25 protein-coding genes are annotated in these 25356 nt (G+C 73.3%); 14 read left to right on the top strand and 11 right to left on the bottom strand.

Annotation, left to right across the window (positions count from 1 at the left end):
• Positions 1–18: 18 nt before the first annotated feature.
• The 10 genes from folE to cls all read left to right on the top strand — a co-directional run bounded on the left by folE (position 19) and on the right by cls (position 9767).
• A complete protein-coding gene (gene folE, locus B4915_RS00665; protein WP_105803962.1) occupies positions 19–615 on the top strand; it encodes a GTP cyclohydrolase I in 597 nt (198 codons plus the stop codon).
• The gene (gene folP / locus B4915_RS00660; RefSeq protein ID WP_245907267.1) at positions 608–1966 is read left to right on the top strand and encodes a dihydropteroate synthase; all 1359 of its coding nucleotides are present in this window, start codon (positions 608–610) and stop codon (positions 1964–1966) included. The genes folE and folP overlap by 8 nt, the downstream gene beginning before the upstream one ends.
• Positions 1963–2484 (top strand): 2-amino-4-hydroxy-6-hydroxymethyldihydropteridine diphosphokinase, encoded by a 522-nt coding sequence (gene folK, locus B4915_RS00655; RefSeq protein ID WP_105803933.1) that lies wholly within the window; start codon positions 1963–1965, stop codon positions 2482–2484. The genes folP and folK overlap by 4 nt, the downstream gene beginning before the upstream one ends.
• On the top strand, positions 2471–3109 hold the full coding sequence (locus tag B4915_RS00650) for a DUF3180 domain-containing protein (RefSeq protein ID WP_105803932.1): 639 nt from the start codon (positions 2471–2473) through the stop codon (positions 3107–3109). Before folK ends, B4915_RS00650 begins: the two co-directional genes overlap by 14 nt.
• A 13-nt stretch (positions 3110–3122) precedes the next feature.
• Complete coding sequence (locus tag B4915_RS00645) at positions 3123–3665, top strand: PH domain-containing protein (protein WP_105803931.1); 543 nt, start codon at positions 3123–3125, stop codon at positions 3663–3665.
• Positions 3662–5548 (top strand): PH domain-containing protein, encoded by a 1887-nt coding sequence (locus B4915_RS00640; RefSeq protein WP_245907266.1) that lies wholly within the window; start codon positions 3662–3664, stop codon positions 5546–5548. The genes B4915_RS00645 and B4915_RS00640 overlap by 4 nt, the downstream gene beginning before the upstream one ends.
• Positions 5545–6264, top strand: coding sequence for a DUF2520 domain-containing protein (locus B4915_RS00635; RefSeq protein ID WP_105803930.1), 720 nt, complete (start codon positions 5545–5547; stop codon positions 6262–6264). Before B4915_RS00640 ends, B4915_RS00635 begins: the two co-directional genes overlap by 4 nt.
• Before the next feature lie 96 nt (positions 6265–6360).
• Positions 6361–7899, top strand: a complete 1539-nt coding sequence (gene lysS / locus B4915_RS00630; RefSeq protein ID WP_105803929.1) for a lysine--tRNA ligase — start codon at positions 6361–6363, stop codon at positions 7897–7899.
• Positions 7900–8020: 121 nt separating this feature from the next.
• Positions 8021–8200: a hypothetical protein gene (locus B4915_RS00625; RefSeq protein ID WP_105803928.1), complete on the top strand. Its 180-nt coding sequence runs from the start codon at positions 8021–8023 to the stop codon at positions 8198–8200.
• A gap of 85 nt (positions 8201–8285) precedes the next feature.
• Positions 8286–9767 carry a cardiolipin synthase gene (cls, locus tag B4915_RS00620; protein ID WP_105803961.1) on the top strand — a complete coding sequence of 494 codons (1482 nt, stop codon included), beginning with the start codon at positions 8286–8288 and terminating at the stop codon, positions 9765–9767.
• Between the two features lie 25 nt (positions 9768–9792).
• Here the strand turns inward: cls and B4915_RS00615 are convergent, their stop codons facing one another.
• On the bottom strand, positions 9793–10179 hold the full coding sequence (locus B4915_RS00615; RefSeq protein ID WP_181158405.1) for an MFS transporter: 387 nt from the start codon (positions 10177–10179) through the stop codon (positions 9793–9795).
• The gene (locus B4915_RS00610; RefSeq protein ID WP_105803927.1) at positions 10176–11276 is read right to left on the bottom strand and encodes a carbon-nitrogen hydrolase family protein; all 1101 of its coding nucleotides are present in this window, start codon (positions 11274–11276) and stop codon (positions 10176–10178) included. The genes B4915_RS00615 and B4915_RS00610 overlap by 4 nt, the downstream gene beginning before the upstream one ends.
• A gap of 107 nt (positions 11277–11383) precedes the next feature.
• Between B4915_RS00610 and B4915_RS00605 the strand changes: the two genes are divergently transcribed.
• Positions 11384–12889, top strand: coding sequence for an APC family permease (locus B4915_RS00605; protein WP_105803926.1), 1506 nt, complete (start codon positions 11384–11386; stop codon positions 12887–12889).
• Here the strand turns inward: B4915_RS00605 and B4915_RS00600 are convergent.
• The 9 genes from B4915_RS00600 to B4915_RS00560 form a co-directional block, all read right to left on the bottom strand.
• Positions 12886–13491 carry a TetR/AcrR family transcriptional regulator gene (locus tag B4915_RS00600; protein ID WP_105803925.1) on the bottom strand — a complete coding sequence of 202 codons (606 nt, stop codon included), beginning with the start codon at positions 13489–13491 and terminating at the stop codon, positions 12886–12888. The two genes, B4915_RS00605 and B4915_RS00600, sit on opposite strands and share 4 nt — an antisense overlap.
• A 46-nt stretch (positions 13492–13537) precedes the next feature.
• Positions 13538–14131 (bottom strand): histidine phosphatase family protein, encoded by a 594-nt coding sequence (locus B4915_RS00595; protein WP_245907265.1) that lies wholly within the window; start codon positions 14129–14131, stop codon positions 13538–13540.
• Entirely contained in the window at positions 14128–15360 is a 1233-nt protein-coding gene (locus B4915_RS00590) for an ABC transporter ATP-binding protein (RefSeq protein ID WP_105803924.1), read from the bottom strand. The genes B4915_RS00595 and B4915_RS00590 overlap by 4 nt, the downstream gene beginning before the upstream one ends.
• 7 nt (positions 15361–15367) lie before the next feature.
• Positions 15368–17143, bottom strand: a complete 1776-nt coding sequence (locus B4915_RS00585; protein WP_105803923.1) for an ABC transporter permease — start codon at positions 17141–17143, stop codon at positions 15368–15370.
• Entirely contained in the window at positions 17127–18167 is a 1041-nt protein-coding gene (locus B4915_RS00580; protein WP_105803922.1) for an ABC transporter substrate-binding protein, read from the bottom strand. The genes B4915_RS00585 and B4915_RS00580 overlap by 17 nt, the downstream gene beginning before the upstream one ends.
• Positions 18157–18984 carry a metallophosphoesterase family protein gene (locus tag B4915_RS00575; RefSeq protein WP_105803921.1) on the bottom strand — a complete coding sequence of 276 codons (828 nt, stop codon included), beginning with the start codon at positions 18982–18984 and terminating at the stop codon, positions 18157–18159. Before B4915_RS00575 ends, B4915_RS00580 begins: the two co-directional genes overlap by 11 nt.
• Positions 18981–19727, bottom strand: coding sequence for a tyrosine-protein phosphatase (locus B4915_RS00570; protein ID WP_105803920.1), 747 nt, complete (start codon positions 19725–19727; stop codon positions 18981–18983). Before B4915_RS00570 ends, B4915_RS00575 begins: the two co-directional genes overlap by 4 nt.
• A gap of 173 nt (positions 19728–19900) precedes the next feature.
• The gene (locus B4915_RS00565; protein WP_105803919.1) at positions 19901–20728 is read right to left on the bottom strand and encodes a MurR/RpiR family transcriptional regulator; all 828 of its coding nucleotides are present in this window, start codon (positions 20726–20728) and stop codon (positions 19901–19903) included.
• A gap of 71 nt (positions 20729–20799) precedes the next feature.
• Entirely contained in the window at positions 20800–21138 is a 339-nt protein-coding gene (locus tag B4915_RS00560; RefSeq protein ID WP_105803918.1) for a hypothetical protein, read from the bottom strand.
• Between the two features lie 337 nt (positions 21139–21475).
• Here B4915_RS00560 and B4915_RS00555 point away from each other — a divergent pair, with 337 nt between their 5' ends.
• The 3 genes from B4915_RS00555 to B4915_RS00545 all read left to right on the top strand — a co-directional run bounded on the left by B4915_RS00555 (position 21476) and on the right by B4915_RS00545 (position 25353).
• Entirely contained in the window at positions 21476–24001 is a 2526-nt protein-coding gene (locus B4915_RS00555; RefSeq protein ID WP_105803892.1) for an ATP-dependent Clp protease ATP-binding subunit, read from the top strand.
• A gap of 177 nt (positions 24002–24178) precedes the next feature.
• A complete protein-coding gene (locus tag B4915_RS00550) occupies positions 24179–24697 on the top strand; it encodes an amino-acid N-acetyltransferase (protein ID WP_105803893.1) in 519 nt (172 codons plus the stop codon).
• Positions 24698–24723: 26 nt separating this feature from the next.
• Positions 24724–25353, top strand: coding sequence for a hypothetical protein (locus B4915_RS00545; protein WP_105803894.1), 630 nt, complete (start codon positions 24724–24726; stop codon positions 25351–25353).
• Positions 25354–25356 lie beyond the last annotated feature (3 nt).

The following is a 25356-nucleotide window of genomic DNA, read 5'->3' as shown; positions in this document are numbered from 1 at the left end:
CGGAACGGGGTGAGCGAGATGGGTGAGAGCATCGACCGCGTGCGCATCGCAGCCGCGGTGCGGGAGCTGTTGAGCGCCATCGGGGCCGACCCGGACAGCCCGGAGCTGGCCGCGACGCCGGGGCGGGTCGCCGACTCCTACGCCGAGTTCTTCGCGGGCGTCGGCAAGGACCCGCTCGGGCTCCTGGCCGATTCGGTGCCCGTCGGGGCCGACACCGGCGAGCTCGTGCTCGTGCGCGACATCGCGCTGCGCTCGGTCTGCGAGCATCACCTGCTGCCCTTCCGCGGTCGCGCCCACGTCGCGTACCGCCCCGGCGAGCGCGTCGTCGGCCTCAGCGCGATCCCTCGCGTCGTCGAGATGCTGGCGGCGCGCCCGCAGGTGCAGGAGCGGCTGGGCGAGCAGATCGCCCAGGCCCTCTACGACGGGCTCGCCCCGCGGGGCGTGCTCGTGGTGCTCGAGGCGAGCCACGGCTGCGTCGCCGACCGCGGAGTGCGCCAGGGTGAGGCGCTCGCCGTGACCGTGGCCGCGCGAGGCGTGCTCGGCGACCCCGCAGAGCAGGCCGGGGTGTTCGCGCTGCTGGGGGGCGGCGCCGGCTGGGCGGGCGCGCATGCCTGAGCGCACGCGCCCGCGAGGCGACCACGGCTCAGGATCCGCGCGGGACCCCCGGACGCTCGTCATGGGCGTGCTCAACGTCACGCCCGACTCCTTCAGCGACGGCGGGCGCTACGAGCGGCTCGAAGAGGCCGTCGCACGCGGAGCCGAGCTCGCGGCGCAAGGCGCGCACGTCATCGACGTCGGCGGCGAGTCGACGCGCCCGGGCGCTGAGCCCGTGCCCGTGGACGAGGAGCAGCGACGGGTGCTCGGCGTCATCGAAGCGCTCACCGCCCAGGGGATCGACGTCTCCGTCGACACCATCCACGCGGCGACGGCCGAAGCGGCGGTGGCCGCGGGCGCCCGCTACATCAACGACGTCTCCGGGGGCACCCACGACCCAGCCATGCTGGGGGTCGCCGCCGCTGCCGCGCGCGAGCGCGGAGTCCGCTTCATCGCCGGCCACTGGCGCGGCGTTCCCGATCCGGCGCACGGGCGCTCCGACTACGCCGACGTCGTCGCCGAGGTGCGCGAGGAACTCGCGCAGCGCGCGCGCGCCGCGCTCGCGGCGGGCATCGACCGCTCCCGGCTCGTGCTCGACCCCGGACTCGGCTTCGACAAGACCGGGGCGCAGTGCTGGGAGCTGCTGGCGCGCCTCGACGAGCTCACCGGGCTCGGCTACCCCGTGCTGATCGGGGCCTCGCGCAAGCGGATGATCGCCGACGCCCTGGACGGCCTTCCCGCGGCCTCACGAGCGACGGCCCCTGGGGCGAGCGGGCATCCCAGAGACCTGGCGACATCGGTCACCAGCGCCCTCGCCGCGGGAGCCGGCGCCTGGGGCGTGCGCGTTCACGACGTCGCCGGGACCGTGCAGGCGCTCGCGATCGGCAGGGCCTTCCAGTCGGCGCGCGTCCATGACGGAGGCGGGGAAGACGGCGCGCCCCCGGAAGCCCCAGCCCCCGACCGCATCACGCTCACCGGGCTCGAGGTCTTCGCCCATCACGGCGTCTTCGACTTCGAGCGGGAGCAGGGCCAGCGTTTCCTCGTCGACGCCGAGCTGGCGGTCGAGCTGCGCGCCGCCGCAGCCGGCGACCAGCTCAGCCGGACCGTGCACTACGGGGAGCTCGCCGAGGCCATCGTCGCGGCGGTGCGCCGCGACCCGGTCGACCTCATCGAAACCGTCGCCGAGCGCGTCGCCCAGCTCGCCCTCGGCTTTGCGGGGGTGCGTCGCGCCACGATCACGGTGCACAAGCCGGATGCCCCGATCCCGGCCGCTTTCGGGGACGTCTCGGTGACGGTGGTCCGGGAGGCGCCCGACCCGCGCCCCGCGGGCCGGACGGAGCCACCCCGCCGCGGCGATCGGCGCGAATCGTGATCGCGCAGATCGTGCCCGTGCTCTTCGCCTTCGGGGCCAACCTCGGCGATCGCGGCGAGACGATCCGTGCGGCGCAGCGCGCGCTCGCGGCCGCGCCCGGCATCCGCGACTTCTCGGCCTCCCCGCTGCGCGAGACCATCGCGCTGACCGAACGCGGCCCCGACCCCGAGGCACCCCGCTACCTCAACGGCGTCGCCAGCGCGCAGACGGCGCTCACCCCGCACGAGCTCCTCGACCTCACGCAGCGCCTCGAAGCCGACCACGGGCGGGTGCGCGACGCGCGCTGGGGCGACCGGACGCTCGACATCGATCTCATCCTCTACGGCGGTCGCGTCGTGCGCGACGAACGGCTCACGATCCCGCACCCCCGGGCCCACGAGCGCGACTTCGTGCTCGCCCCCTGGCTCGCGCTCGATCCCGACGCGGTGCTCATGGGGCACGGCCGCGTCGACGCCCTGCTCGCGCGCATCGGCGACACCACCGCCCCATTCGCGGAGCCCGGCGATGCGCAGGCTTGAGCGCAGCAACCCGATCGTCACGCTCGCCGTGGCCGCCGTGGGTGCCGCGCTCGGAATCCTGGTGCAGCTCGCGCTCTCCGGCCGTGGCGCCCCCACGCTCGTGCCGCCCCTCTCGCTGCCCGTCTCGCTCATCTTCATCGGCGCCGTGCTCGCGGCTCTCGGCATCCGCCTGCGCCGCTCCCTGAAACGGGGAACCGGCGCCGTCGACCCCTTCCACGCCGTGCGGCTCCTGGCGGCCTCCCGGGCCGGGCAGCTCGTCGGGGCCGGGCTCGGCGGCTTCGGCGGAGGACTCGCCCTCGCCGTGCTCGGCCGCTCGGTGGCCCCGCCGCCCGCCACCTGGCTGCCGATGGCGCTCACCCTCCTCGGCGGCGCCGTGCTCGTCGGCTGCGCCGTCTTCGCCGAGCGCTGCTGCCGGATCCCGCCGGGCGCCGACGACGAAGAGCCCGCGGAAACCCCGGGCGAGCCGGGACCGGCCGACCAGGCCGCATTCCTGAGATTGGGCCGGCCACCACGAAGCTCCACCCCCTGCTTACCGCCGGCGGCGTCAGAGGTGTATAAGGGCCGGTGCGGGCCGGCCCCCGCCCGCGGCCCGGCACGCATCGCCGCTCCGTGGCCGGGTGACTAGGCTGGACGGCGTGATGGACGAAACCACAGCGCAGCACACCACGGCACCCGCCCACGGCGGCGGGGAACCCGGCTGGCCCAACCGGGGCGTCGCCTGGCACCGCGTCTCGCCCTCCTACGCGTGGGCCGATCTGGGCCTCAACCTGCTCCTCGTGCTCGTCGCCGCCGCGGCGCTCGTCGTCCTCACGCTCGTGGGCGGCCGCGAGGTGCCGCTCGGGCCCTACATCGGCCTGGGCGTCGTCATCGCCGCGCTCCTCGTGAACGCGCTCCTCGCCTTCCGCCGCGTGCGGGCCATCGGCTACATCCTCCGCGAGGACGACCTGCTCTTCCGCCGCGGGATCCTCTTCGAGCGCATCGTCGCCGTACCCTATGGCCGGCTTCAGCTCGTCGACGTGACCCGGGGCCCGCTGCTGCGCGCCCTCGGGCTCGCCACGCTGAAGTTCGTCACCGCCTCCGCCTCCACCGGGGTGCAGCTGCCCGGGCTGCGGCTCGAGGACGCCGAGGCCCTGCGCGACCGCCTCGTCGAACTGGCCGAGACCCGGAGGTCCGGCCTGTGAGCGAGCGCGACGAGGCGCCCGCCCGTCCCGGCACGCCGGACCCCGCACTCCCCGCGCCCTCCGACGCCGCCCTCCCCGGCGCCGCGGACGCGGAGGGCTGGCGCAAGCTGCATCCGCTGTCCCCGCTGCTGCGCGGCGGCCTCGTGCTGCTCGTCATCGGGGGCTTCGTCATCGCGAACTTCCGCGACCGCTTCGTCGAGCTGTTCTTCGTCGGAGGCGTGCTCCACGACGATCCGCGGGTGCGCGCCGAGTACTCGCGCGAGGGCGACCTGGTCGACTTCGTCGACTACCTCGCCCGGGAAGGACTGATCCTCGCCGCGCTCGGCATCGCGGCAGCCGTGATCCTGCTCATCGTGCTGCTCTCGTGGATCGCCTGGCGCTTCTCCACCTACCGCATCACACCCGAGGCGGTGGAGGCTCGGCGGGGCGTGCTCTTCCGCACGCACCGGCGCGCGCCGCTCGAGCGCATCCAGAGCGTCAACCTGCAGCGCTCGCTGCTCGCCCGCGCGCTCGGCCTCACGAAGATCGAGGTGGTGACGGCGGGGCAGGGCGGCAAGGTGGAGCTCGCCTTCCTCGGGCACCGGGACGCGAAGCTCGTCCGGGAGCAGATCATCCGGCGCGCGGCGCGCCGGCGGGAGGAGCGGAGCACCGGCCGCCCGGCCCAGGCCGCGGAGCATCCCGAAGCGTCGGGGACCGCACCCGGGCTGGTCACGGCGCCCGCCGCCACCGACTTCGCGGGCCGCGCCTACGCGGAGGCGAGCGATCCGCTGTCGCGGCGCGCGCAGGACTTCGCCGACATCGACATCGATCCGGAGGCCGCGGCCGCGCAGGCCCTCGTGCGCGTCCCCGTCGGCAGGCTGATCGGGAGCATCGCCCTCGGCTGGGAGACCGTCATCGTCGCACTCATCCTCGTCGGCATCGTCACCTGCGGCGCGATCCTCGAACCCGCGCTCATCTTCGGCGCCATCCCGCTGCTCATCGTCATGGTGAGCGTCGTGTTCAGCCAGTTCAACCGGGGCTTCAACTTCGTGCTCTCCGGCGGACGCGATTCGATCCGCACCGGCTCGGGCCTGACGGCCACCACGACCGAGTCGATTCCCTTCGGCCGCATCCACGCGGTCGAAGCCCGGCAGCCGCTGCTGTGGCGCCCGCTGGGCTGGTGGCGGGTGCGCGTCACCACCGCCGGGCACTCCGTCGCGCAGGCCGGTCAGAACAGCACCCAGAACGTGGTCCTGCCCGTCGGCGTCGAAGCCGATGTGCTCCGCGTCTTCGGAACCCTCCTGCCCGGCTCGGGCGACGAGGCCCACGAGATCGCCGGTCTTCGCGACGGCCTCAGCGGCGCCGGGACGGGCTACCTCGCGGCCGGGCCGCGCGCGGGATGGGTGCTGTGGTGGGGGCGTCATCGCGCGGGGGTGCGCATCGCGGACGCCGAGACCGAGAACGCCTCCCTGCGGGTGCGGCGCGGTGTGCTCACCCGCTCGCTCGCCGTCATGCCCGTCGTACGGGCCCAGTCGGTGCAACTGCGCCGCCCCCTCGCGCACCGCTTCCTCGGTCTCGCATCGATCCAGGCGCACACGGTGCTCGGCCCGGTCGTCATGCAGATGCGCGGGATCGAGCTGTCCGCTGCGCGCCGCTTCTTCGACGAGCTGACGGCGACCGTGCTGCGCGTGCAGGGGGCCGAGGCGCGCGAGACGGTCCAGGATCGCGGCCACGCAGATCCTGCTCCGGCGGCTCCTGCCCTCGCGGCTCCAGCTCCCGCGGCTCCAGCTCCCGCGGCGCCCGGCCCGTCGGAGCCCGGCTCTTCGGCTCCTGCTCCCGCGGTGCCCGGCCCGTCGGCGCCCGCCCACGGCCACCGCGAGCCGTCCCCCGGGGCCGGCCCGTGAACCGGGCCGAGTCGCGCCTCGGCGTCGGCGTGATCGGTGCGGGCCGCGTCGGGCCGGTGCTCGCCCGCGCGCTCGCCGGAGCGGGTCACGCGCTCACCGGCATCACCGCGATCAGCTCCGAGAGCCGGGAACGCGCGGAGAGCATGCTGCCGGGTGTGCCGATCCTCGAACCCGCGGAGGTGGTGCGCCGCTCCGAGCTCGTGCTCTTCGCGATCCCCGGCTCGGAGCTTCCCGGGCTCGTCGGCGGTCTCACCGCGACCGGAGCCTGGCAGCCGGGTCAGCTCGTCATCCACACCTCGCCGGAGCACGGTACGGACGTGTTCGGCTCCGCAGTCGCCGCGGGCGTGATCCCGCTCGCCCTGCACCCGGCGGTCGTGTTCACGGGCACCAGCCTCGACCTGGGGAGGCTCGCGGGGGCGACCGTCGCCGTCACCGCGCCGGCCCCGGTGCTGCCCATCGGGCAGGCGCTCGCCGTCGAGATGGGCGCCGAACCCGTGATCGTGGCGGAGGCGGACCGGCCGGCCTACGCCGAGGCGCTCGCCGCCGCGACGGAGTTCTCGCGCGCGGTCGTGCGGCAGGCCGCCGAGGGACTGCGTGCGCTCGGGATCGAACGTCCCGACCGGGTCGTCGGCGGCGTGGTGCGCGCCGCCGTCGAGGAGGAGCTGAGCGCGGCTGCGGGATCGTCGGCGGGCCCGGAGGGCGACGCGCTCGCCTGAGCTGCGCGACGCGCCCCCGGTGAGCGCGGGCGCGCTCCGCCGGTGCGACCTCGTAGACTGGATCGGTACGCCTGAAACCGTGAGGAACCCCCAGCCATGAGCGAGCAGACCGCAGCCGACGCCCCCGAGACCTCCGCGGAGGAGATCTTCGAGCAGAAGCGCGTGCGCCTGGAGAAGCGCGAGCGGCTGAACGCCGACGCCGACCTCGCCGGGGGCGCCTACCCCGTCGCGGTGCCCGTCACCACCACCATCCCGGAGGTGCGCGCCGCGTGGGGGCACCTGGAGGAGACGCCCGACAGCGCTTCGGGGGAGACGGTGGGCGTCGCGGGGCGCGTGGTGTTCCAGCGCAACACCGGCAAGCTGTGCTTCGCCTCGCTGCAGGCCGGCGACGGCACCCGCATCCAGGCGATGGTGAGCCTCGCCGAGGTCGGCGAGGAGTCGCTCGCGCGCTACAAGGAGCTCGTCGACCTCGGCGACCACCTCTTCGTCAGCGGCGAGGTCGTGTCGAGTCGCCGCGGGGAGCTCTCGATCATGGTGCGGGAGTGGCGGATCGCGGCAAAGGCCCTCGCGCCGCTGCCGAACATGTACGCCGAGCTGGGCGAGGAGACGCGCGTGCGTCAGCGCTACCTCGACCTGATCCAGCGCGAGCAGGCGCGCATCAACGTGGTCACCCGCGCCCGCACCATGGCGAGCCTCCGGCAGACCTTCGCCGAGCGCGGCTTCATCGAGGTCGAGACCCCTATGCTGCAGACCATGCACGGCGGCGCCTCGGCCCGGCCCTTCGTCACCCACTCCAACGCCTTCGACACCGAGCTCTACCTGCGGATCGCGCCCGAGCTGTACCTGAAGCGCGCCGCGGTGGGAGGTCTCGAACGGGTCTTCGAGATCAACCGCAACTTCCGCAACGAGGGTGCGGACTCCACGCACAGCCCCGAGTTCGCCATGCTCGAGGCCTACCAGGCGTACACCGACTACCAGGGCATCGCCGACCTCACCCAGGCGCTCGTGCAGAACGCCGCGCTCGCCGCGAACGCGGGCAGCGAGCGCGAAGGCACTCACGTGGTGCGCTGGGCCGACGGGACCCTCTTCGACCTCGGCGGCGAGTGGGATCGCATCTCCATGTACGGCACGCTCTCCGAGGCCGCGGGCCGCGAGATCACGCCCGAGACGCCCGTCGCCGAGCTGCAGGCCATCGCCGAGGCCGAGGGCGTCGAGGTGAAGCTGCCCAATCACGGCAAGCTGGTCGAGGAGCTGTGGGAGCACTTCGTGAAGGACGGACTCACGCGCCCCACCTTCGTCATGGACTTCCCGGTCGAGACGAGCCCGCTCACCCGTCACCACCGTTCCATTCCCGGGGTCGTGGAGAAGTGGGACCTCTACGTCCGCGGCTTCGAGCTGGCCACCGGCTACTCCGAGCTCGTCGACCCGGTCGTGCAGCGCGAGCGCTTCGTGCAGCAGGCCGCCGAGGCGGCGCGCGGGGACGACGAGGCGATGGGGGTGGACGAGGAGTTCCTGCGGGCCCTGGAGCACGGCATGCCGCCCTCGGGCGGCATGGGCATGGGGATGGACCGGCTGCTCATGGCGCTGACGGGGCTCGGGATCCGCGAGACCATCCTCTTCCCGCTCGTCAAGTAGCCGCCCGCCGCTGGGCGGGGCGGCGCCCGTCGGTGCCTTCCGCACGGGAGCGCCGGCCGGAGCCCGCGTACCGCCCGGCCCTCAGGAAGGGCCGGGGCGCGACGGGTAGACTGGCCTCACTATGGACAGCTGGTGGTTGAACGCGGTGTGGTCGCTGACGCCGACCGTGCTGATCGGGCTCTTCTTCTGGATGGTGCTGCGCCTGATCCTGCGCGCCGACCGGACCGAGCGCCGCGTGTATCAGCGGATCGAGGACGAGGAGCGCGAGCGGGCGGGGCTTCCCGCGCGCGAGGAGCCGTGAGCCCCGGGTCGGGTCCCGCTTCCCGGTAGAGTGAGTGCAGCCGCTGCGCGGCATCGATCGCTCGTGACCGGAAGAGGGGGTGCGCGTGGACCTCGGCTGGCTTCAGGTCAACTGGCCCTACGTCTGGACGCTGTCCTTCCTCATCATCGACAATGTGATCCGCATCGTCGCCCTCTTCGTCGTCCCCCGGAATCGCCGTCCGACGGCCGGGATGGCCTGGCTCATGGCCATCTTCCTGTTCCCGGTCCCCGGCCTGCTGCTCTTCCTGGTCATCGGCAGCAAACGCCTGCCGCGCAAGCGCGAGCAGAAGCAGGAGGCGATCAACCACTTCGTGGCGCAGATCGCGGAGCGCGAGGAGCGCAGCCTCGTGACGCCGGAGGCGCGTCTGAGCCAGGGGGTCGCGAACGCCGTGAAACTGGGCCGCACGCTCGGCGCCCAGCCGATGCTGCGCGGCAATACGGCGACGATCACCATCGACTACGAGCTCTCCTTCGCGCGCATGGCCGAGGCCATCCGGGATGCGAAGGACTACGTCCACGTCGAGTTCTACATCCTCGTGCACGACCGCACCACCGACGAGCTGTTCAGCGCGATGCGCGAGGCGGTGGCGCGCGGGGTGCAGGTGCGCGTGCTGCTCGACCACATCTCCGCGGTGCGCAATCCCGGCACCCGGCGCACCGCGCGCAGCCTCACCGGGATGGGTGCGAGCTGGGCGTACATGCTGCCCGTGCGTCCCTGGCGCGGTGAGTATCAGCGGCCGGATCTGCGCAATCATCGCAAGCTGCTCGTGGTCGACGGGCGCGTGGGATTCATGGGCTCGCAGAACCTCGTCGACTCCAGCTACAACAAGCCGTCGAACCGGCGGCGCGGCCTGCACTGGAAGGACCTCATGGTGCGGGTGGAAGGGCCGATCGTGCTCGGCCTGGAGGCGGTCTTCCAGGGGGACTGGTACCTGGAGACCGGCGAGTACCTGCCGCAGCTCGCGGAGGCGGAGTTCGAGGCGGAGCGGCCGGGTGAGCTCGACTGCCAGATCGTCCCGAGCGGCCCCGGCTACGCGAACGAGAACAATCTGCAGGTCTTCGTCGCGCTGCTCTACGCGGCGCAGCGGCGCATCAGCATCACGAGCCCGTATTTCGTGCCCGACGGCTCGATCATGAACGCGCTCCGCGCGGCGACGGCGCGCGGCGTCGAGGTGGAGCTGTTCGTCTCGGAGATCGGCGATCAGGCCGTGGTCTACCACGCGCAGCGCTCCTACTACGAGGAGCTGCTGCGGGCCGGGGTGCGGATCTGGATGTTCCGGCCGCCGTACATCCTGCACTCCAAGCACTTCACGGTCGATGACGAGGTCGCGGTGGTGGGCTCCTCCAACATGGACCAGCGCTCCTTCGGCCTGAACATGGAGATCTCGATGGTGGTGCACGGCGAGCGCTTCGTGCGCGAGCTCGACGACGTCAACGACTACTACCGGGCGAACTCGCGGGAGCTGACGCTCGAGGAGTGGCTGAAGCAGCCGCTCCCGGCGCAGCTGCTCGACGGTCTCGCCCGCCTCACCTCGGCGCTGCAGTAGCCGCCGCGCCGAGGTGAGGCCGGTCCTAGGCGGCGAAGTGCCAGATCGCCGCCCCGATGAGGCCGAGCGTCAGCGTGGTGAATGAGGCGTAGGAGACCGCCATGAACCAGCGCCGCTGGATGACCGTCTTCGAGAAGATCATCGGCACAAAGGTGAGGGGGTTGACCACGCCGCCGACGGCCACCGCGGCCGTGATCGGCCACGGCAGCCCGGGCACCGCGAGGCCGACGACGATGAGCATGATGCCCATGATGATCCAGTCGAGGTGGGCCTGCCGGATCCGGCGCGGGTCGACCACGTGGAAGCGTCGCAGCGAGTCGGGGAAGTCCACGGCCGCCGTCAGGGCGAAACCCGAGAGCGCGCCGAGGGCGACGGAGATCAGGCCGATGCCGACGAGCCAGGCCGCCGTCACGGCTGCGCTCCCCGGTCGTGGGAGGGCGCCGTCGGCGTGCCATGCGCGGCGACGGCGACCGGGCCGCTCGCCTCTGGGGTGCGGGGGCGGGAGGAGGCGCCCGGCACGGCCGCGGCCCTCGCGGCACCCGGGGATCCGGGTGCGGGCGCCCGGAGCTCCTCGACGCCGGTCGGCCTGCTGCGGTCGATCTGCAGGCGCAGCAGTTCGGGGCGCGCGTAGTGGCCCGCGACGTCGAGGTCGAGGTGCATGCCGGCGCGCCGCTCGGTGTCGAGCTCGGCGTAGAGGATCCGGTCGACGCCGTGCTGCGGCGGGAGCACCCACTCGCCGTCGGGGCCGATCACCGCAGAGCCCCCGCCGAAGTAGCCTCCCTCGGGTGGCGCGGTCAGGCCGTCGCCGATCGCCGCCAGATAGCCTTCGCGCAGGCGCTCGGGGAGGTCGGCCTCACGGAGGAGGAGGCCGGCGGCGATGACGAAGCACCGCCCCTCGAAGGCGTAGCTGCGCGAGGCGGTGAGGTGCTCCTCGGTCATGTCGGGCCAGACGGCCACGTGAATGTCTTCGTACTCGGCGTGCATGGCGGCGCGGGCGAGCGGGTTCCAGTGCTCCCAGCAGATCAGCCCGCCGACGCGGCCGGCCGGCAGCTCGACCGCCCGCAGCCCGGCGGCGTCGCCGGGCGCCCAGACGAGCTTCTCCGCGTGCGTCGGGGTGAGCTTGCGGTGGACGTTCAGGATCTCACCGCTCGGCCCGATCGTCACGAGCGAGTTGTACAGCGTGCCCCCGGCGGGGTGCGCCCGCTCGTTGAGGCCGATGACGACGGACACGCGGTGCTCTGCCGCGGCCCGCGTGAGCTGGCCGATCCCGCCGGGGAGCACGGGGCTCGCGGCGAGCAGCTCGGCGTAGAGCTCGCGCGCCAGGGCGCTGCCCCACTCGGCGTGGGCGAAGGCCCAGCCGGGGTAGCCGGTGAGCCAGGTCTCCGGGAACACGATCAGTTCGGCTCCGGCGCCGGCCGCCTCGGCGATGTGGGCGGCGGCGAGCTCCAGCGAGGCGGGGAGATCGAGCAGCTTCGCCGGGCGCTGCACGATCGCGATTCGGGTGGTCATCGGAGATTCCTCGGTTCCTGCTTGCGGTCGGGGGGACGTGTGTGTAGGTTACTCGAAAAGCCTATCGATCGATAGGTCGACAGCGAACTCGCGCAAAGGAGCGAATCATGACAGCCTCGTCGACGACGACCGAGAGCGCGGATCAGGGACTCGAACGGCTCGGATATCAGCCCGTGCTGCGGCGGGGACTCGGCCTGTGGTCCACCTTCTCCATCGGAGTCGCCACCGTCGCTCCGGTCGTCGGGCTCTACGCCATCGTCCCGCTCGGCACGCGCGCCGTGGGGCCGAGCTGGGTGTGGGTGCTGGGCGCGTGCCTGCTCCTCCAGCTCTGCACCGCCGGTGTCTATGGGGTGCTGGCCGGGCGCTACCCGATCGCCGGCGGGCCGCTGCAGTGGACGAGGCGGCTCGTGGGCCCCCGCTACGCCGTCTTCACCAGCGTCATCTACATCGTCGCGGTCTCCGCGGCGCTCACCACCGTCGCCTACCTCGCGGCGCCGTGGCTCTCGCTGCTGCTGCTCGGCCGGGCCGTCTCCGGCGGCGAGCAGGTGCTCTGGGGAGCCGTGCTGCTGCTGCTCGCGCTGATCGTCAACGCCTTCGGGGTGCGCGTCACCCGCGCGCTCGTCAACCTCGGCATCGTCTGCGAGATCATCGCCTCACTGGGCCTCGGCCTCGTCCTCATCATCGGCTTCCGCAATCAGGAGCTCGGCGCGCTGTTCAGCACCGAGGGCTCGATGGCGACCGGCGGCGCCGCGACCGTCGGCGCGGTCCTCGCAGCCTTCGCCGTGTGCGGCTGGGCCTTCGTCGGCTTCGATGCGGGGGCCTCGGTGGCCGAGGAAACCGTCGACGCCGGGCGCAGCGTGCCGCGCGCCATCGTCTCCGCCACCGCCGTGGTGGGCCTCGTCGTCATGGTCGTCGCGGTCGCCGTGATCCTCAGCCAGCGGGAGCTGAGCGCGGTGACCGCGGGAGAGGTCGCCGATCCGATCCTCGACGCCGTGCTCGGCAACCTCGGGGAGTGGGCGCGCCTCCCGTTCCTGCTGCTCATCTGCGTCACCTTCATCGCCTGCGTGCTGTCGATGCAGACCTACCTCGGGCGCGTCGTCTTCGCCGCCGCCCGTGAGCGGGTGCTGCCACCCCGTCTCGGGCTGGATCGCGTCGCCGAGCGCAGCGCCGTCCCGGTGCGCGCGATGGCCGTGGTCACCGTGCTATCCGGCGCCGGACTGCTGCTCGGGCTCAACCCGAGCGCGATCGGCACCATGATCACCTTCGGCACGGGAGGGCTCTACATCACCTTCCTGCTCGTGGTGGCCGCCACCGCCTTCGCGATGCTCACGCGCCGCTGGCGTCCGCTCGGTTCACCGCGCGCGGAGCGCTGGTTCCGGACGGTGGTGGGGATCGCGCTCGCCTGGCTCCTCTTCGAGGTCGTCAACATCGCGTGGCCGCGTCCCGAGATGGCGTCCCCGAGTGCGACGGTCTTTGAGGTGTGGGCGGTGGTGCTCGTGTTCAGCGTCGTGGCGGCCATCACGCTCGTCGTCATCTTCGCCGCGCGGCCCGAGCGGCGGCTGCGCCCCCTCGCCGAGGAGGGCGCCGTCTCCGGGACGGGCGGCGCAGCCTAGCCGGGTCGTCCGGTGAGCCCGCGCAGCAGGAAGCGAGCGCCCTGCTCCGCGAGCTCCTCGGGCGACGCCGGCGGTCGCCCGGAGGCGGTCATGGTGATGTGACTGATCGTGACTCCCGCGATCATCTCCTGGGCGAGCACCGGGTCGATGGGCAGGAACTCGCCCGCGGCGACGCCCTCGGCCACAAGCCCCTGCAGGATCGCGGCGAGCTCCTCGAGCTTCGCGGCCCACGCCTCGAAGCCGGGCTCGTGCACGACGTCGGAGGCGTGGGCCCCCGCGAGCACGACCTCGCCCCGGTGGATGACGAGCAGATCGTCGAAGACGTAGCGCTGCAGGCGGGCCGCGACCGGCCCGTCTGCAGCGCGCGCGGCGCGAGCGCCCACGAGCGTCTCGTCGAGGCTGAGCGCGAGCAGCTCCTCCATGATGGCGCGCTTCGAGGGGAAGAAGTGGAACAGGCTCGGCTGCTGCACGCCCACGGCGTCCGCGATCTGCCGCGTGCTGGTGCCCCGGTAGCCGTGACGCCAGAAGAGCAGGGACGCCTCGCGCAGGATCCGCTGCCGCGTGCCGGGCGCCTCCTGCGCCGCACGCCCTCCGGTACTCATCCCCTCAGCATAACGATCGCGCTCCGCGCTCCGCGGCCGGGCGCGCTCAGGCGGGATGCTGGAAGGCGGGCGCACCCAGCCGGCTCACCCGGGTCTCGGAGGCGGCGCCGGGCGCGGCTTCCAGGAGCCAGGCCTCGCCGTTCAGGATGCGCGGCGCGGGCTCCCCGCCGAGGACGGTGAGGGCGGCGCGGATCAGGGCACCGTGTGCGACCACGATCGTGTCGGGCTGCTCGCGCAGGTGACGGAGGAGCGCGCGGGAGCCGCGCTCGGCGAGGGTCTCGAGCGACTCCGCGCCGGGCACCCTCAGCCCGGGCCAGCGCTCGTGCGCCTCCGGCACGAGCAGGCCCTCGGCCGGGCCGAAATCTCGCTCCAGCAGCTCCGGGTCGAGCACGGGGCCGGCGAGTCCGAGCTCGGCGGCGATGATCCGCGCCGTCTCGGCCGCGCGCCCGAGCGGCGAGGCGACGATCCCGCGCCACGCGCCCGCCGTCGCGAGCAGCCCCGCCGCCTCGCGCGCCTGCGCCCGGCCCCGCTCGTTGAGCGGCACCTCGGTGCGCCCCTGGATCCGCCGTCCGATGTTCCAGTCCGTCTCGCCGTGGCGCACCACCGCGATCGCCGCGTCGTTCAGCATCGAGGAGGTCATCGCTCCAGCGTATCGACCGCCGCACCGTGCCGCGCGGGCCCGTCGCCGGCCGCGCCGCCGGGCCCGCTGCCGCCGCGCTCCGCGGTTCCGGCGGGATCCGGGTCCGCCGCCTGCGCCCCGTCCGGGAGCGGGCCGGCCCCGGCCCCGGCCTCGCGAGCCGCGGGCGCGGGGAAGACCGTCGCGTGCTCCACGCTCAGCGAGACCCGCGTTCCCTCTGCGCAGCGCACGCCGCTCGCGCGGCTGCGCAGGGCGAGCCCCGCCCACTCGACCACCAGTTCGTCCCCGTCCCGGCCGAAGAGCGAGGAGGTGACGAGCCCCGGGCCCGCCGGATCCGGGCGCGCGAGCAGGTGCTCGGGCCGGATCGCGATCTCCGCCTCGCCGTGCGCCGGAGACGCGCCCGCGGACGAGCGCCGCCCGCCGTGCACGAGCCGCCCGGCGGGCACCCGCAGCGCGTGTCCCGCGGCCCTGAAACCGCTCGCGTCGATGCTGCCCCGCACCAGCGCGGCGTCGGAGACGAAGCGCGCCACGAACGGCGAGGCCGGCGCCTCCAGCAACTCCGCCGGAGTGCCGAACTGCTGGAGGCGCCCGCCGTCGAGCACCGCGACCCGGTCGGCCAGCGCCAGCGCCTCGCCGCGGTCGTGGGTGACGTGCAGCACCGTGAGTCCGAGGCTGCGGGTGAGCGCCCGGAGCTCCAGCCTCAAGCGATCCCGCAGCGGCTCGTCCAGTGCGGAGAGCGCCTCGTCGAGCAGCAGCACGCGCGGCCGCCCGATCACGGCCCGCGCAATCGCCACCCGCTGCCGCTGACCGCCGGAGAGCGTCGCCGGGTTGCGCCGCTCCATGCCGCCGAGGCCCACCAGCTCGAGGGCCTCGGCCACGCGGCGGCGGCGCTCCGCGCGCTCCACGCCCGCGCGGCGCAGCGGGTACTCGACATTGCGGCCGACCGTCCAGTGCGGCCACACGGCGTGCTGCTGGAACACCATCCCCAGCCCCCGCCGTTCCGGCTCCGTGCTGTGCCCCGGCGAGGCCAGCAGCGCGTCGCCGATCCGCACGGTGCCGCTCGTCGGGGTGACGAAGCCGGCGACCGCGCGCAGCAGCGTCGTCTTTCCCGAGCCCGAGGGGCCGACGAGCGCGACGAACTCGCCGTCCCGGATGCTGAGGTCCACATCGGCGAGGCCGAGGTGCCCGCCGGGGTAGGCGAGGCTGAGCGAAGACAGGGTGACCGATGACACGGGGCTCCTAAGGTTGGGCGCGGGCGGTGAGACCGAGGCCGGCGAGCCCCGCCACCGCGACGATGAGCGACAGCGCAGAGGAGGCGTTGTACGCGCCCGCCTGCTGCAGATTGAAGATGACCACGCCGAGGGTCTGGGACCCCGGCGAGAGCAGCAGCACCGAGAGCGTCAGCTCGCGGACCGCGGTGAGCCCCACGAGGACCGCACCGGAGATCGCCGCGGGCACGGCCATGCGGCAGGAGATGTCCCACAGAGCGCGCAGCCGGGACGCGCCCGAGACGCGCGCCGCCTCCTCCGCCGTGGCCGGCGTTCCCGCGAGGGGTGCGTGCACCGACTGCACGACCAGCGCGAGGAAGGAGGTGAGGTAGGCGCAGAGGATCAGCCAGGGCGTGTTCGCGAGTCCCACGCGCGGCGCGATCACGAGCCACGCCACCGCGATCACGAGGCCGGGGATCGCCTGGGGCAGCAGCGCGACGCCCAGCAGCGCACCGTTGCCGCGCGCACGTGTGCGGGCCACGACCGCGCCGATGAGCAGGCCGAGCACGCCGCAGATCACCCCGGCCAGCGTGGCGAGCATCAGCGAGTTGCCGATGCCCGTGAGCGTGCCCGAGGCGGTGAGCGCGCGCTCGAAGCTCTCGAGCGTCACGGTCTCCGGCGTGAACGGCACGCCCGGCGCGGGCAGCAGCGCCTGCATGGCGAGCGTCACGAGGGGCAGCAGCGTCGTGGCGAGCACGGCCGCGGCGGTGAGCGCCGCGACGAGCCCCCGCGCGCGGCCCAGCGGCAGCGGGGCGGGGGCGCCCGCCTGGGCGTCGAGCTCGACGCGGCTGCGGGTGCGCAGCAGGTCGAGGACGACCCCGAGCAGTGCGATGAGCAGCAGCACGAAGCCGATGGCCGAGACGACGGCGAGGGGATCCTCGACCGTGCCCGACTGCAGGAAGCGATACACCAGCGTGGAGAGCGTGGTGTAGCGCTCGGGCAGGCCGATGATCGAGGGGATGCCGAAGTCGGCGAGGTTGGAGACGGCGACGAGGGCGAAGGCGGAGAGCATCGCGGGCCGCAGCAGCGGCGTCGTGACCTCCCACAGCGCGCGCGGGGCGGAGGAGCCCGCGATGCGGGCGGCCTGCTCCAGATCGGCGGGCACGCGGCGCAGCGCCGCGGTGACGATCATCATCGCGACCGGGTAGCTGTGCAGCGTGAGCAGGAAGACGACGCCTTCGCCGCCGTAGAGATTCCACAGCGGGGCGCCGAACCAGCCGGTCCACAGCGTGTTCAGGCCGGAGGACGGCCCGAGCAGGCTGAGCCACGCGATCGCGCCGACGAAGGGCGGCATGAGCATCGGGCTGAGTGCCAGCAGGCGCAGGGCGCGCCGGCCCGGCAGATCCGTCCGCTCCAGGAGCAGCGCGAGGCCCGTGCCCACGAGCACGGCGAGCACGCCGGAGACCCCCGCCGAGACGAGCGAGTTGCCGGTGGCGGCGAGCACCTCGGGCGAGGCGAGCTCCGCCCAGCCGCTGCCGGAGACGGCGAGGGACACGATGGCCCCGAGCGGCACGAGCACGAGCGCCGCGACCGCGCCCCACAGCACGATCCGCGTCGCGGTGAGGCCGTCCCAGCGTGCGGCGGCAGCGCGCCGGGCGGCGGGCGCGCTGCCGCCGCCTGGCGCCCCGCCGGTCCCGCCGGTCCCGCGGGGCAGATCGGGCGTGATCCGCCCCGCGGGTGCGGGCGCCGGCGCGGACGCCGACGACCGCGGCCGCGGCGGCGCGAGCAGGCTACTGGAAGAGGCCATTGAAGGTCTCGACCGCCTCGGCCTGCGAGTCCCGGATCGTCTGGAGATCGGGCTTCAGCAGTGTGATGTCGGCGAGCGCGGGAGCGCCAGCGGGGGAGTCCACGTCGTCCCGGACGGGCAGGTAGGACTGGCTCGCGGCGATCTCCTGTCCCTCCTGGCTGATCAGGAAGTCCACGAACAGCTTCGCCGCCTCGGGCTCGTCCGTGCCGGCGAAGATGCCCACCGGCTGCGAGACGAAGGGCACGCCCTCCTCGGGGTAGACGGCGGCGATCGGCGACCCCGCCGCGGCGAGGTCGCGCACGAGCGAGTCGACCACGATGCCGACGGGACGGCTGCCGTCCGCCACCGCCTGCGAGACGGGCCCGTTGCTCTCGGCGATGAGCGGCTCGTTGGCGGCGAGGGCCTCCAGCCACTCCGGTCCCAGCGCCGGCTCGTACAGCCAGACGGCCGCGTTGTAGGCCGCAGCGCCCGAGACATCGGGGTTCGGCATGGCGATCTTGCCGGAGTAGGCGGGATCGGTGAGATCCTGCCAAGACCCCGGGGCGTCGGAGACGACGTTCGTGTTGATCGCGATCACCGTGGGCAGCAGGCGCGTACCCACGTAGAAGTGCTCGGGGTCGACGAGGTCCTGATCGATGGCCTCGGCCTCCGGCGAGCGGTACTCGAGCAGCAGATCGCGTTCGGCGTAGTTCTCGAAAGTGCCCGCGTCGGCGGCGAGCAGCAGGTCGGCGCCGATCTCGCCGGACTTCTCCTCGGCGGCGATGCGCGCGGTGAGGTCGCCCGTGCCGGCGCGGAACACCTCGACGGTGATCTCGGGCTGCTGCTCGGCGAACGCGGCGACCAGCTCGTCGATCTTCTCCTGCGGCTCCGAGGTGTAGAGCGTGATGGTCGACGGCCCGGTGCCAGCGGTGCCTCCGCCGTCGGCCGAGTCGGTGGCTGCGGCGTCCGGCGAGGCACAGCCGGCGAGTGCGAGCGCGGTGAGCGAGAGCGCGGAGATCGCGCCGAGGGAGCGGTTACGAGACATGGTTCGCTTTCTGTCGGGAATGGAAGAGCGGTGGGTCGAGTGGTCGGGTGAAGAGCGGATCGGGGGCGGCGAGCGGCACGGCCGTCGAGGTGACGCCCTCGCCCGTGAACTGCACGAGCGAGAACATGGGTGCGTCGTGGCCGGCGACGGCGTGCGGCCCGGCGTTCATCACCTGCTGGTAGGCGAGGGAGGGGGCGACGAACACCGGGATCCCCCGGACACTGGCGGTGAGGGGGTGATGGAAGTGCCCGGCGAGGATGGCGCGGGTGTCGGAGCGCTCCAGGATGCCGAGCAGCGCCTCGGGATGGGCGAGACCCTGCCGGCTGAGCGCGGGCAGCGGCGATCCGAGCGGGGCGTGGTGGAGGGCGATGACGGTCCCGTGCTCTGCGGGCGCGGCGAGCTCGGCGGCGAGCCACTCCGTCTGCTCGGCGTCGAGGGCGCCCGTGTGCGAGTCGAGCCGGACGATGCGGAAGCCGTCGATCGTGTTGCTGCCGTAGTGCCGCTCGCCGTGGCCGGGCAGCGCGCGGGCGGCCGCGGGGTCGTCGTGATTGCCGAGCACGGTCAGCACGGGCGCGCCCATCGCTTCGGCGAGTCCGCGGCACGCATCGGCCACGGCGGGGTAGGCGGCGGTGTGACCGCGCTGCACCAGGTCGCCGGTGACGACGACCGCCTCCGGCGTCACTCCGGCGGCGGAGGCGTAGTCGCCGACCCGGGCCATGCGGCCGATGCCGTCGACCGCGTCATAGAGCAGCCCGCTCTCGGTCGCGTGCACATCGCTCAGGTGCAGCACCGTGAAGCGGCCCGACTCGCGGCTCACCGCACCGGCTCCGCGGTCCGGGCCGCCCGTGCTGCGGGCACCGGCCGGTCCGGTGCCGCGTGAGATGCCGCCTCCGCGGCCCGCGCGGCGAGCTCGGCGAGCTGCGCGGGGGTCGCGCCGTGGCGCAGCAGGTACCGCTCGGCGCCGCCGAGCGCGTCCAGCTGTTCGAGCGCGAGGCCCAGTGCGGCGGCGGGGCTGTCGAGGTGCAGCCGCTCGGCCTCGCGCCGGGCCTCGCGGCTCAGCCGCAGCGGCGCGATCTGATCCGCGACGAGCGCCGACCGCGCGGCGCGCACGGCGACGCCCGAGGCCGCGTAGTCGGCGAGGATCTCGGCGCGGGCCTCTCCCGCGGCGAGCCGTGCCAGCGCCACGACCAGGCCGGTGCGATCCTTGCCCGCCGTGCAGTGCACCGCGACCGTGCCCGGATGCTCGGCGATGGCGGCCACGGCCGCGGCGAGCCGCTCCCCGCGATCCCGGATCAGCCGGGCGTAGACGTCTTCGAGGGTTCCGGCTCGCGGTGGCGCCTCGCCGTAGAGGGGCAGCTCGCGCACCGCGAGCCCGTGCGCGCGGGCCCCGTGCTCCTGCGGCTCGCGCAGGTCGATCACGAGGTCGACGCCGAGGCCGCGCAGGGTCCGCTCGCCGCTCGCCGTGAGCCCGTCGAGCGCGGCGCTGCGCACCAGCCACGGCCGCTCGGGCGCGCCGATGCCGCGCGCGTTGTAGCTGCCGTCGAGTCGGATGAGCTGCACTGCGGCGTCCCCCTGTCTGCCCTGCCCGTTACACCGGGCGTGAAATGCGGTTACACACCGAGCATCCCGGCGCCGGATGACGCCCCGGTGAATGGCGCGGGGCCGCCGCGTGACGGCCGGAGGAAGGATTCGCGATCCGCTCACGGGCGGTGGCGGGCCGCCCCGGCGACGGCTCAGCCGGCCGCGTCCGTGAGGGCCCCGGCCACCACCTCGCGCATCTCCCAGGTGTCGGCGGGTTCGACGCGGGCGGCGATCTCGCCGACGAGCGCCTGCAGCAGCACGGCGTGCCCGACCCGGCTGAAGAAGGGGTCGACGGTGTGCGGCGAGCCGAGTGCACCGGTGGCGATCGCGATGTCCGAGAGCTCGGGCAGCGGCGCGCTCGCGTAACTGCAGACGGCGACGATGCGCGCACCGCGCCGCCTCGCCGCGCGCACCGCGGCGAGGGTGTGGGCATTCGCCCCGGAGTGGCTGAGCGCCAGGCAGGCGTCGCCCGGGCCGAGGGTGTGCGCGGCGAACTGCTGGGCGAGGATGTCGACGGGCGCCTCGACGGGGCGGCCGACGGTGGCAAGCCGCATCGCCGCGTCTTGCAGCGGGGGAGCGGAGAAGCCGTTGGCGGTGCAGACGACGCGCCGCGCGCCGGCGAGGGCGTCGGCGGCCCGGCCGAGTGCGTTCCGGTCGACGGCGATCCGCCCGCTCTGCAGCGCGGCGACCGCCGCCTCGAAGACGAGGTCCACGCGGTCTCCGGCCGGCGCCGCGGCGGCGGGGGCGCTCTCGCGGGCGAGTTCGAGGCGCAGGTGCTGGAAGCCTCGGAAGCCGAGCCGCTGGCAGGCGCGGATCACCGTTGCGGTGGAGGTTCCGGCGGCGTTCGCGAGCTGCTGGGTGGACCACTGCGGGATCTCGGCCGGCTGCGCCAGGATCGCCCGAGCCACCGCGCCCTCGCTGGCGCCGAGGGCCGCGGCGTAGGCCCGGATCAGCGCCAGCGCCGACCCCGCGGCGGGCACGCGTCCTGTGGGGGATCCGGCTGTGAGCCCCGCCCCTGTCTCCAATACAAATATGGGGCCGCCGACGTGAATCAGCGTGGATGAGAACGGCGCGGTGGTCGTGCCGCCTGCAGCACGCCCGCGGCGACCGCGACGCCGGGCAGTCCGCTCACGGTGAGCTCCGCCCGCTGCAGGGCGACGGCGAGCTCGGCTCCGTCGGCGCCGATCGGGGCGGGCAGGGTCGTGCCGGTGAACTCGGCGGCGACGGGCACGTCGACGTTGCGCAGGATCTCCACGATGCGCATGACGCCCCGCACCGCCGTGTACGCGGCGATCGCGACTCCGCCGGCGATGAGGATCCAGACCCCCCAGGTGTCGCCGCGGCTGAGCGCCGCTTCGCGCGGGCTGGTGTCACGAGCTGCAGTGTTCACGGATCCTCCGTTCCGCGAGGCGTCCCCCGCCTCGCTTATCGATCATCGTTATTATCGTTCTTCGATAAGTTACCCGCCTCCGCGCCCCCGGTCAAGCCGCCCGGCCCCTCCGCGCCCCTCCTTCCCGTGAGCGGCGGCGCTTCTCGCGAGCGGCGGCCGTTTCCCCCGCGGAAAGCGCCGCCGCCCGTCCGCACCACCGCCGCTCGAGCGAGGCGCCGCGGGCGGGCCGGGGCCCATTACGCCCAGCACGAACAGCGCCCCGCGATCGGGGATCACGCCGTAGCCTGGATGCATCAGCGGTGTCCCCCCGTCTTCGGAGACCGCAAGGAGGTTAGAGATGTTCGAGAGATTCACCGACCGCGCCCGTCGGGTGGTTGTGCTCGCCCAAGAAGAGGCGAAGATGCTCAACCACAACTACATCGGCACCGAGCACATCCTGCTCGGCCTGATCCACGAGGGCGAGGGCGTCGCCGCGAAGGCGCTCGAGCAGCTCGAGATCTCGCTCGACGCGGTGCGCGCGCAGGTGACCGACATCATCGGCACCGGCCAGCAGCCGCCCTCGGGGCACATCCCCTTCACGCCGCGCGCCAAGAAGGTGCTCGAGCTCAGCCTCCGTGAGGCGCTGCAGCTCGGCCACAACTACATCGGCACCGAGCACATCCTGCTCGGCCTGATCCGCGAGGGCGAGGGCGTCGCCGCCCAGGTGCTCGTGAAGCTGGGCGCCGACCTCAACCGGGTGCGCCAGACCGTGATCCAGCTCCTCTCCGGCTACCAGGCCGGCAAGGAGAGCGCGACCGTGGGCGCTCCCGAGCAGCAGAGCGAGTCGAAGGGCTCGCAGGTGCTCGACAACTTCGGCCGCAACCTCACCCAGGCCGCCCGCGAGGGCAAGCTCGACCCGGTGATCGGCCGCGAGAAGGAGGTCGAGCGGGTCATGCAGATCCTCTCGCGCCGCTCCAAGAACAACCCGGTGCTGATCGGCGAACCGGGCGTCGGCAAGACCGCCGTGGTCGAGGGCCTCGCGCAGGCCATCGTGAAGGGCGAGGTGCCCGAGACGCTTAAGGACAAGCAGGTCTACGTGCTCGACCTCGGCTCCATGATCGCGGGCAGCCGCTACCGCGGCGACTTCGAGGAGCGCCTGAAGAAGGTCACGAAGGAGATCCGCAACCGCGGCGACATCATCATCTTCATCGATGAGATCCACACCCTCGTGGGCGCCGGCGCGGCCGAGGGCGCGATCGACGCGGCCAACATCCTGAAGCCCATGCTGGCCCGCGGCGAGCTGCAGACCATCGGCGCGACCACGCTCGACGAGTACCGCAAGCACTTCGAGAAGGACGCCGCCCTCGAGCGCCGCTTCCAGTCGATCCAGGTCGCGGAGCCCTCGCTGCCGCACTCGATCAACATCCTCAAGGGGCTGCGGGATCGCTACGAGGCGCACCACAAGGTGTCCATCACCGACGGCGCCATCGTGGCCGCGGTGAACCTCGCGGATCGCTACGTGCAGGATCGCTTCCTGCCCGACAAGGCCATCGACCTGATCGACGAGGCGGGCGCGCGCCTGCGGCTGTCGATCCTGTCGAGCCCGCCGGAGCTGCGCGAGTTCGACGAGAAGATCGCGGTGGTGCGCGCCGACAAGGAGCAGGCCATCGAGGCGCAGGACTTCGAGGCCGCGGCGAACAAGCGCGACGAGGAGAAGAAGCTGATCGCCGAGCGGCTGCGGCTGGAGAAGCAGTGGCGCGCGGGAGACGTGGCCACGCAGGCCGAGGTGGACGAGGGGCTCATCGCCGAGGTGCTGGCGCAGGCCACGGGCATTCCCGTGTTCAAGCTCACCGAGGAGGAGACCTCGCGCCTGCGCTTCATGGAGGAGGCCCTGCACCAGCGGGTCATCGGCCAGAACGAGGCGATCTCGGCGCTCGCGAAGACGATCCGCCGTCAGCGCGCCGGGCTGAAGGACCCCAAGCGCCCCTCGGGCTCGTTCATCTTCGCCGGCCCCACGGGCGTCGGCAAGACCGAGCTCGCGAAGGCGCTCGCGGAGTTCCTGTTCGACGACGAGGACGCGCTCATCTCGCTCGACATGAGCGAGTACGGCGAGAAGCACACGGTGTCGCGGCTCTTCGGCGCGCCCCCCGGCTTCGTCGGCTTCGAGGAGGGCGGCCAGCTCACCGAGAAGGTGCGCCGCAAGCCGTTCTCCGTGGTGCTCTTCGACGAGATCGAGAAGGCGCACCCCGACATCTTCAACTCGCTGCTGCAGATTCTTGAAGAGGGCCGTCTCACCGACGGCCAGGGGCGCGTGATCGACTTCAAGAACACCGTCATCATCATGACCACCAACCTGGGGTCCTCCGCGATCGCGGGCGGACCGGTCGGCTTCCAGCTGGAGGGCGACACCTCGGTGGGCTACGACATGATGAAGGGCAAGGTCAACGAGGAGCTCAAGAAGCACTTCAAGCCCGAGTTCCTGAACCGCGTCGACGACACGATCGTGTTCCCGCAGCTCACCAAGGCCGAGCTGCTGCAGATCGTGGACCTCTTCGTGAAGCAGCTCAAGGATCGCCTGCTGGACCGCGACATGCACATCGAGATCTCGCCGGCGGCGCGCGAGCGCCTCGCCGAGATCGGCTACGATCCGACGCTGGGCGCGCGGCCGCTGCGCCGCGCCATGCAGCGGGAGATCGAGGATCGCCTCTCGGAGCGGATCCTCGGCGCCGAGTTGCTGGCGGGGGATCTGGTGCGGGTCGACTTCGCGGACGGCGAGTTCACCTTCGTCACGGATCGTCAGTCCGAGCAGGATCGCGGCGACAGCTCGGCGTCCGCCGCGGCGGCGGTCGCGTCGACCGCTTCGACGCCGGGCGTCGGCGAGTAGCACGCAGGTCGTTTCGCGAGGGCCCCGCTGTTCCGGCAGCGGGGCCCTCGCGCGTCCGCGGTCCGCTGCGTCTCCGGCGGGCTCCGCGGTGCGTCGCCGTGCCGTGCGCGCCGCCCCGTGCCCCGGGGCCGCTCGCCGGTGGCGGTGCGGTGGGGCGTGCGAGAGTAGGCTGGGTGGATGAATTCACGCCCCGACATCCGCATCCGTCCCGCGCGCACCGCCGATGTGCCGCGCATGGTCGAGCTGATGGAGCCGCTCGTGGCGCGACGGATCCTGCTCGGCAAGGACCTCGTCGACCTGTACGCCGCGGTGCCGGAGTTCCTGGTCGCGACCGACGGCGAGGATGCGGTGGTCGGCTACGGTGCCGTGCACGTGATGTGGGATCAGCTCGGGGAGGTGCGCACCCTGGGCGTCTCGGAGGAGTGGCTGGGCCGGGGCGTGGGACACCGGCTGCTGGAGTCGCTGGAGGCGCGGGCTCAGGATCTCGGCCTGACGCAGCTCTTCTGCCTCACCTTCGAGACGGAGTTCTTCTCCCGGCACGGCTTCGAGGAGCTGAGCGAGGACACCGAGCTCGTCGCGGCCGATGTCTACGCCGAGCTGCTGCGCTCGAGCGATGAGGGCGTCGCCGAGTTCCTCGACCTCGCGCGGGTGAAGCCGAACACGCTCGGCAACACGCGCATGTTGAAGCGGCTCTGAGCGCGCTTCCGCGTTAGCCTGGCGCCATGTCGACGCTGAGGGATCCCGTAGGTCCGAAGGGACGCAAGGTCTATATGCGGCGCCGGCTGCTCGTCCTGGCGGGGCTGCTCGCGGTGATCGCGGTGATCGTGCTCGTCTTCCTGAAGCCGGGCTCGAACAGCGCCGCGCCGTCGGCCTCGGAGGTGGAGGTGCCGGGCGATCTGCCGAGCAGCGCGCCGGAGGGGGAGCCGGCTGCCGGGGACGGCGAGCAGCCGCCGGAGTGCGCCGCGGGCCAGCTGACGGTGACCCCGATCACCGACAAGTCCGACTATGCGGCGGGCGAGCAGCCGCAGCTCTCCCTGAGCGTGGAGAACACGGGCGATGCGGCGTGCTCCGCCGAGCTGGGCACGGCGGGCATGGAGTTTGCGATCACGAGCGGCGAGGACGAGGTCTGGCGCTCGAAGGACTGTCAGAAGAACCCCGAGAGCCTCCCGGTGATCCTGGAGCCCGGGAAGCCGCTCGTGAGCGAGTCGATCGCGTGGGATCGCACCCGTTCGAGCCCGGAGACCTGCGACATCACCCGCGATCCGGTGAGCGCGGACGGCGCCTCGTACCATCTGCGGGTGTCCGCGGGCGGCGTCTCGGGCTCGGGCACCGCCCAGTTCCTGCTCTTCTGACGG

It is taken from the genome of Leucobacter massiliensis (assembly GCF_002982315.1).
In the GTDB taxonomy this organism is placed as follows: Bacteria; Actinomycetota; Actinomycetes; order Actinomycetales; family Microbacteriaceae; genus Leucobacter; species Leucobacter massiliensis.
The sequence above is the reverse complement of the archived record's forward strand: the minus strand, read 5'-3'. Positions and strand labels throughout refer to the sequence as shown.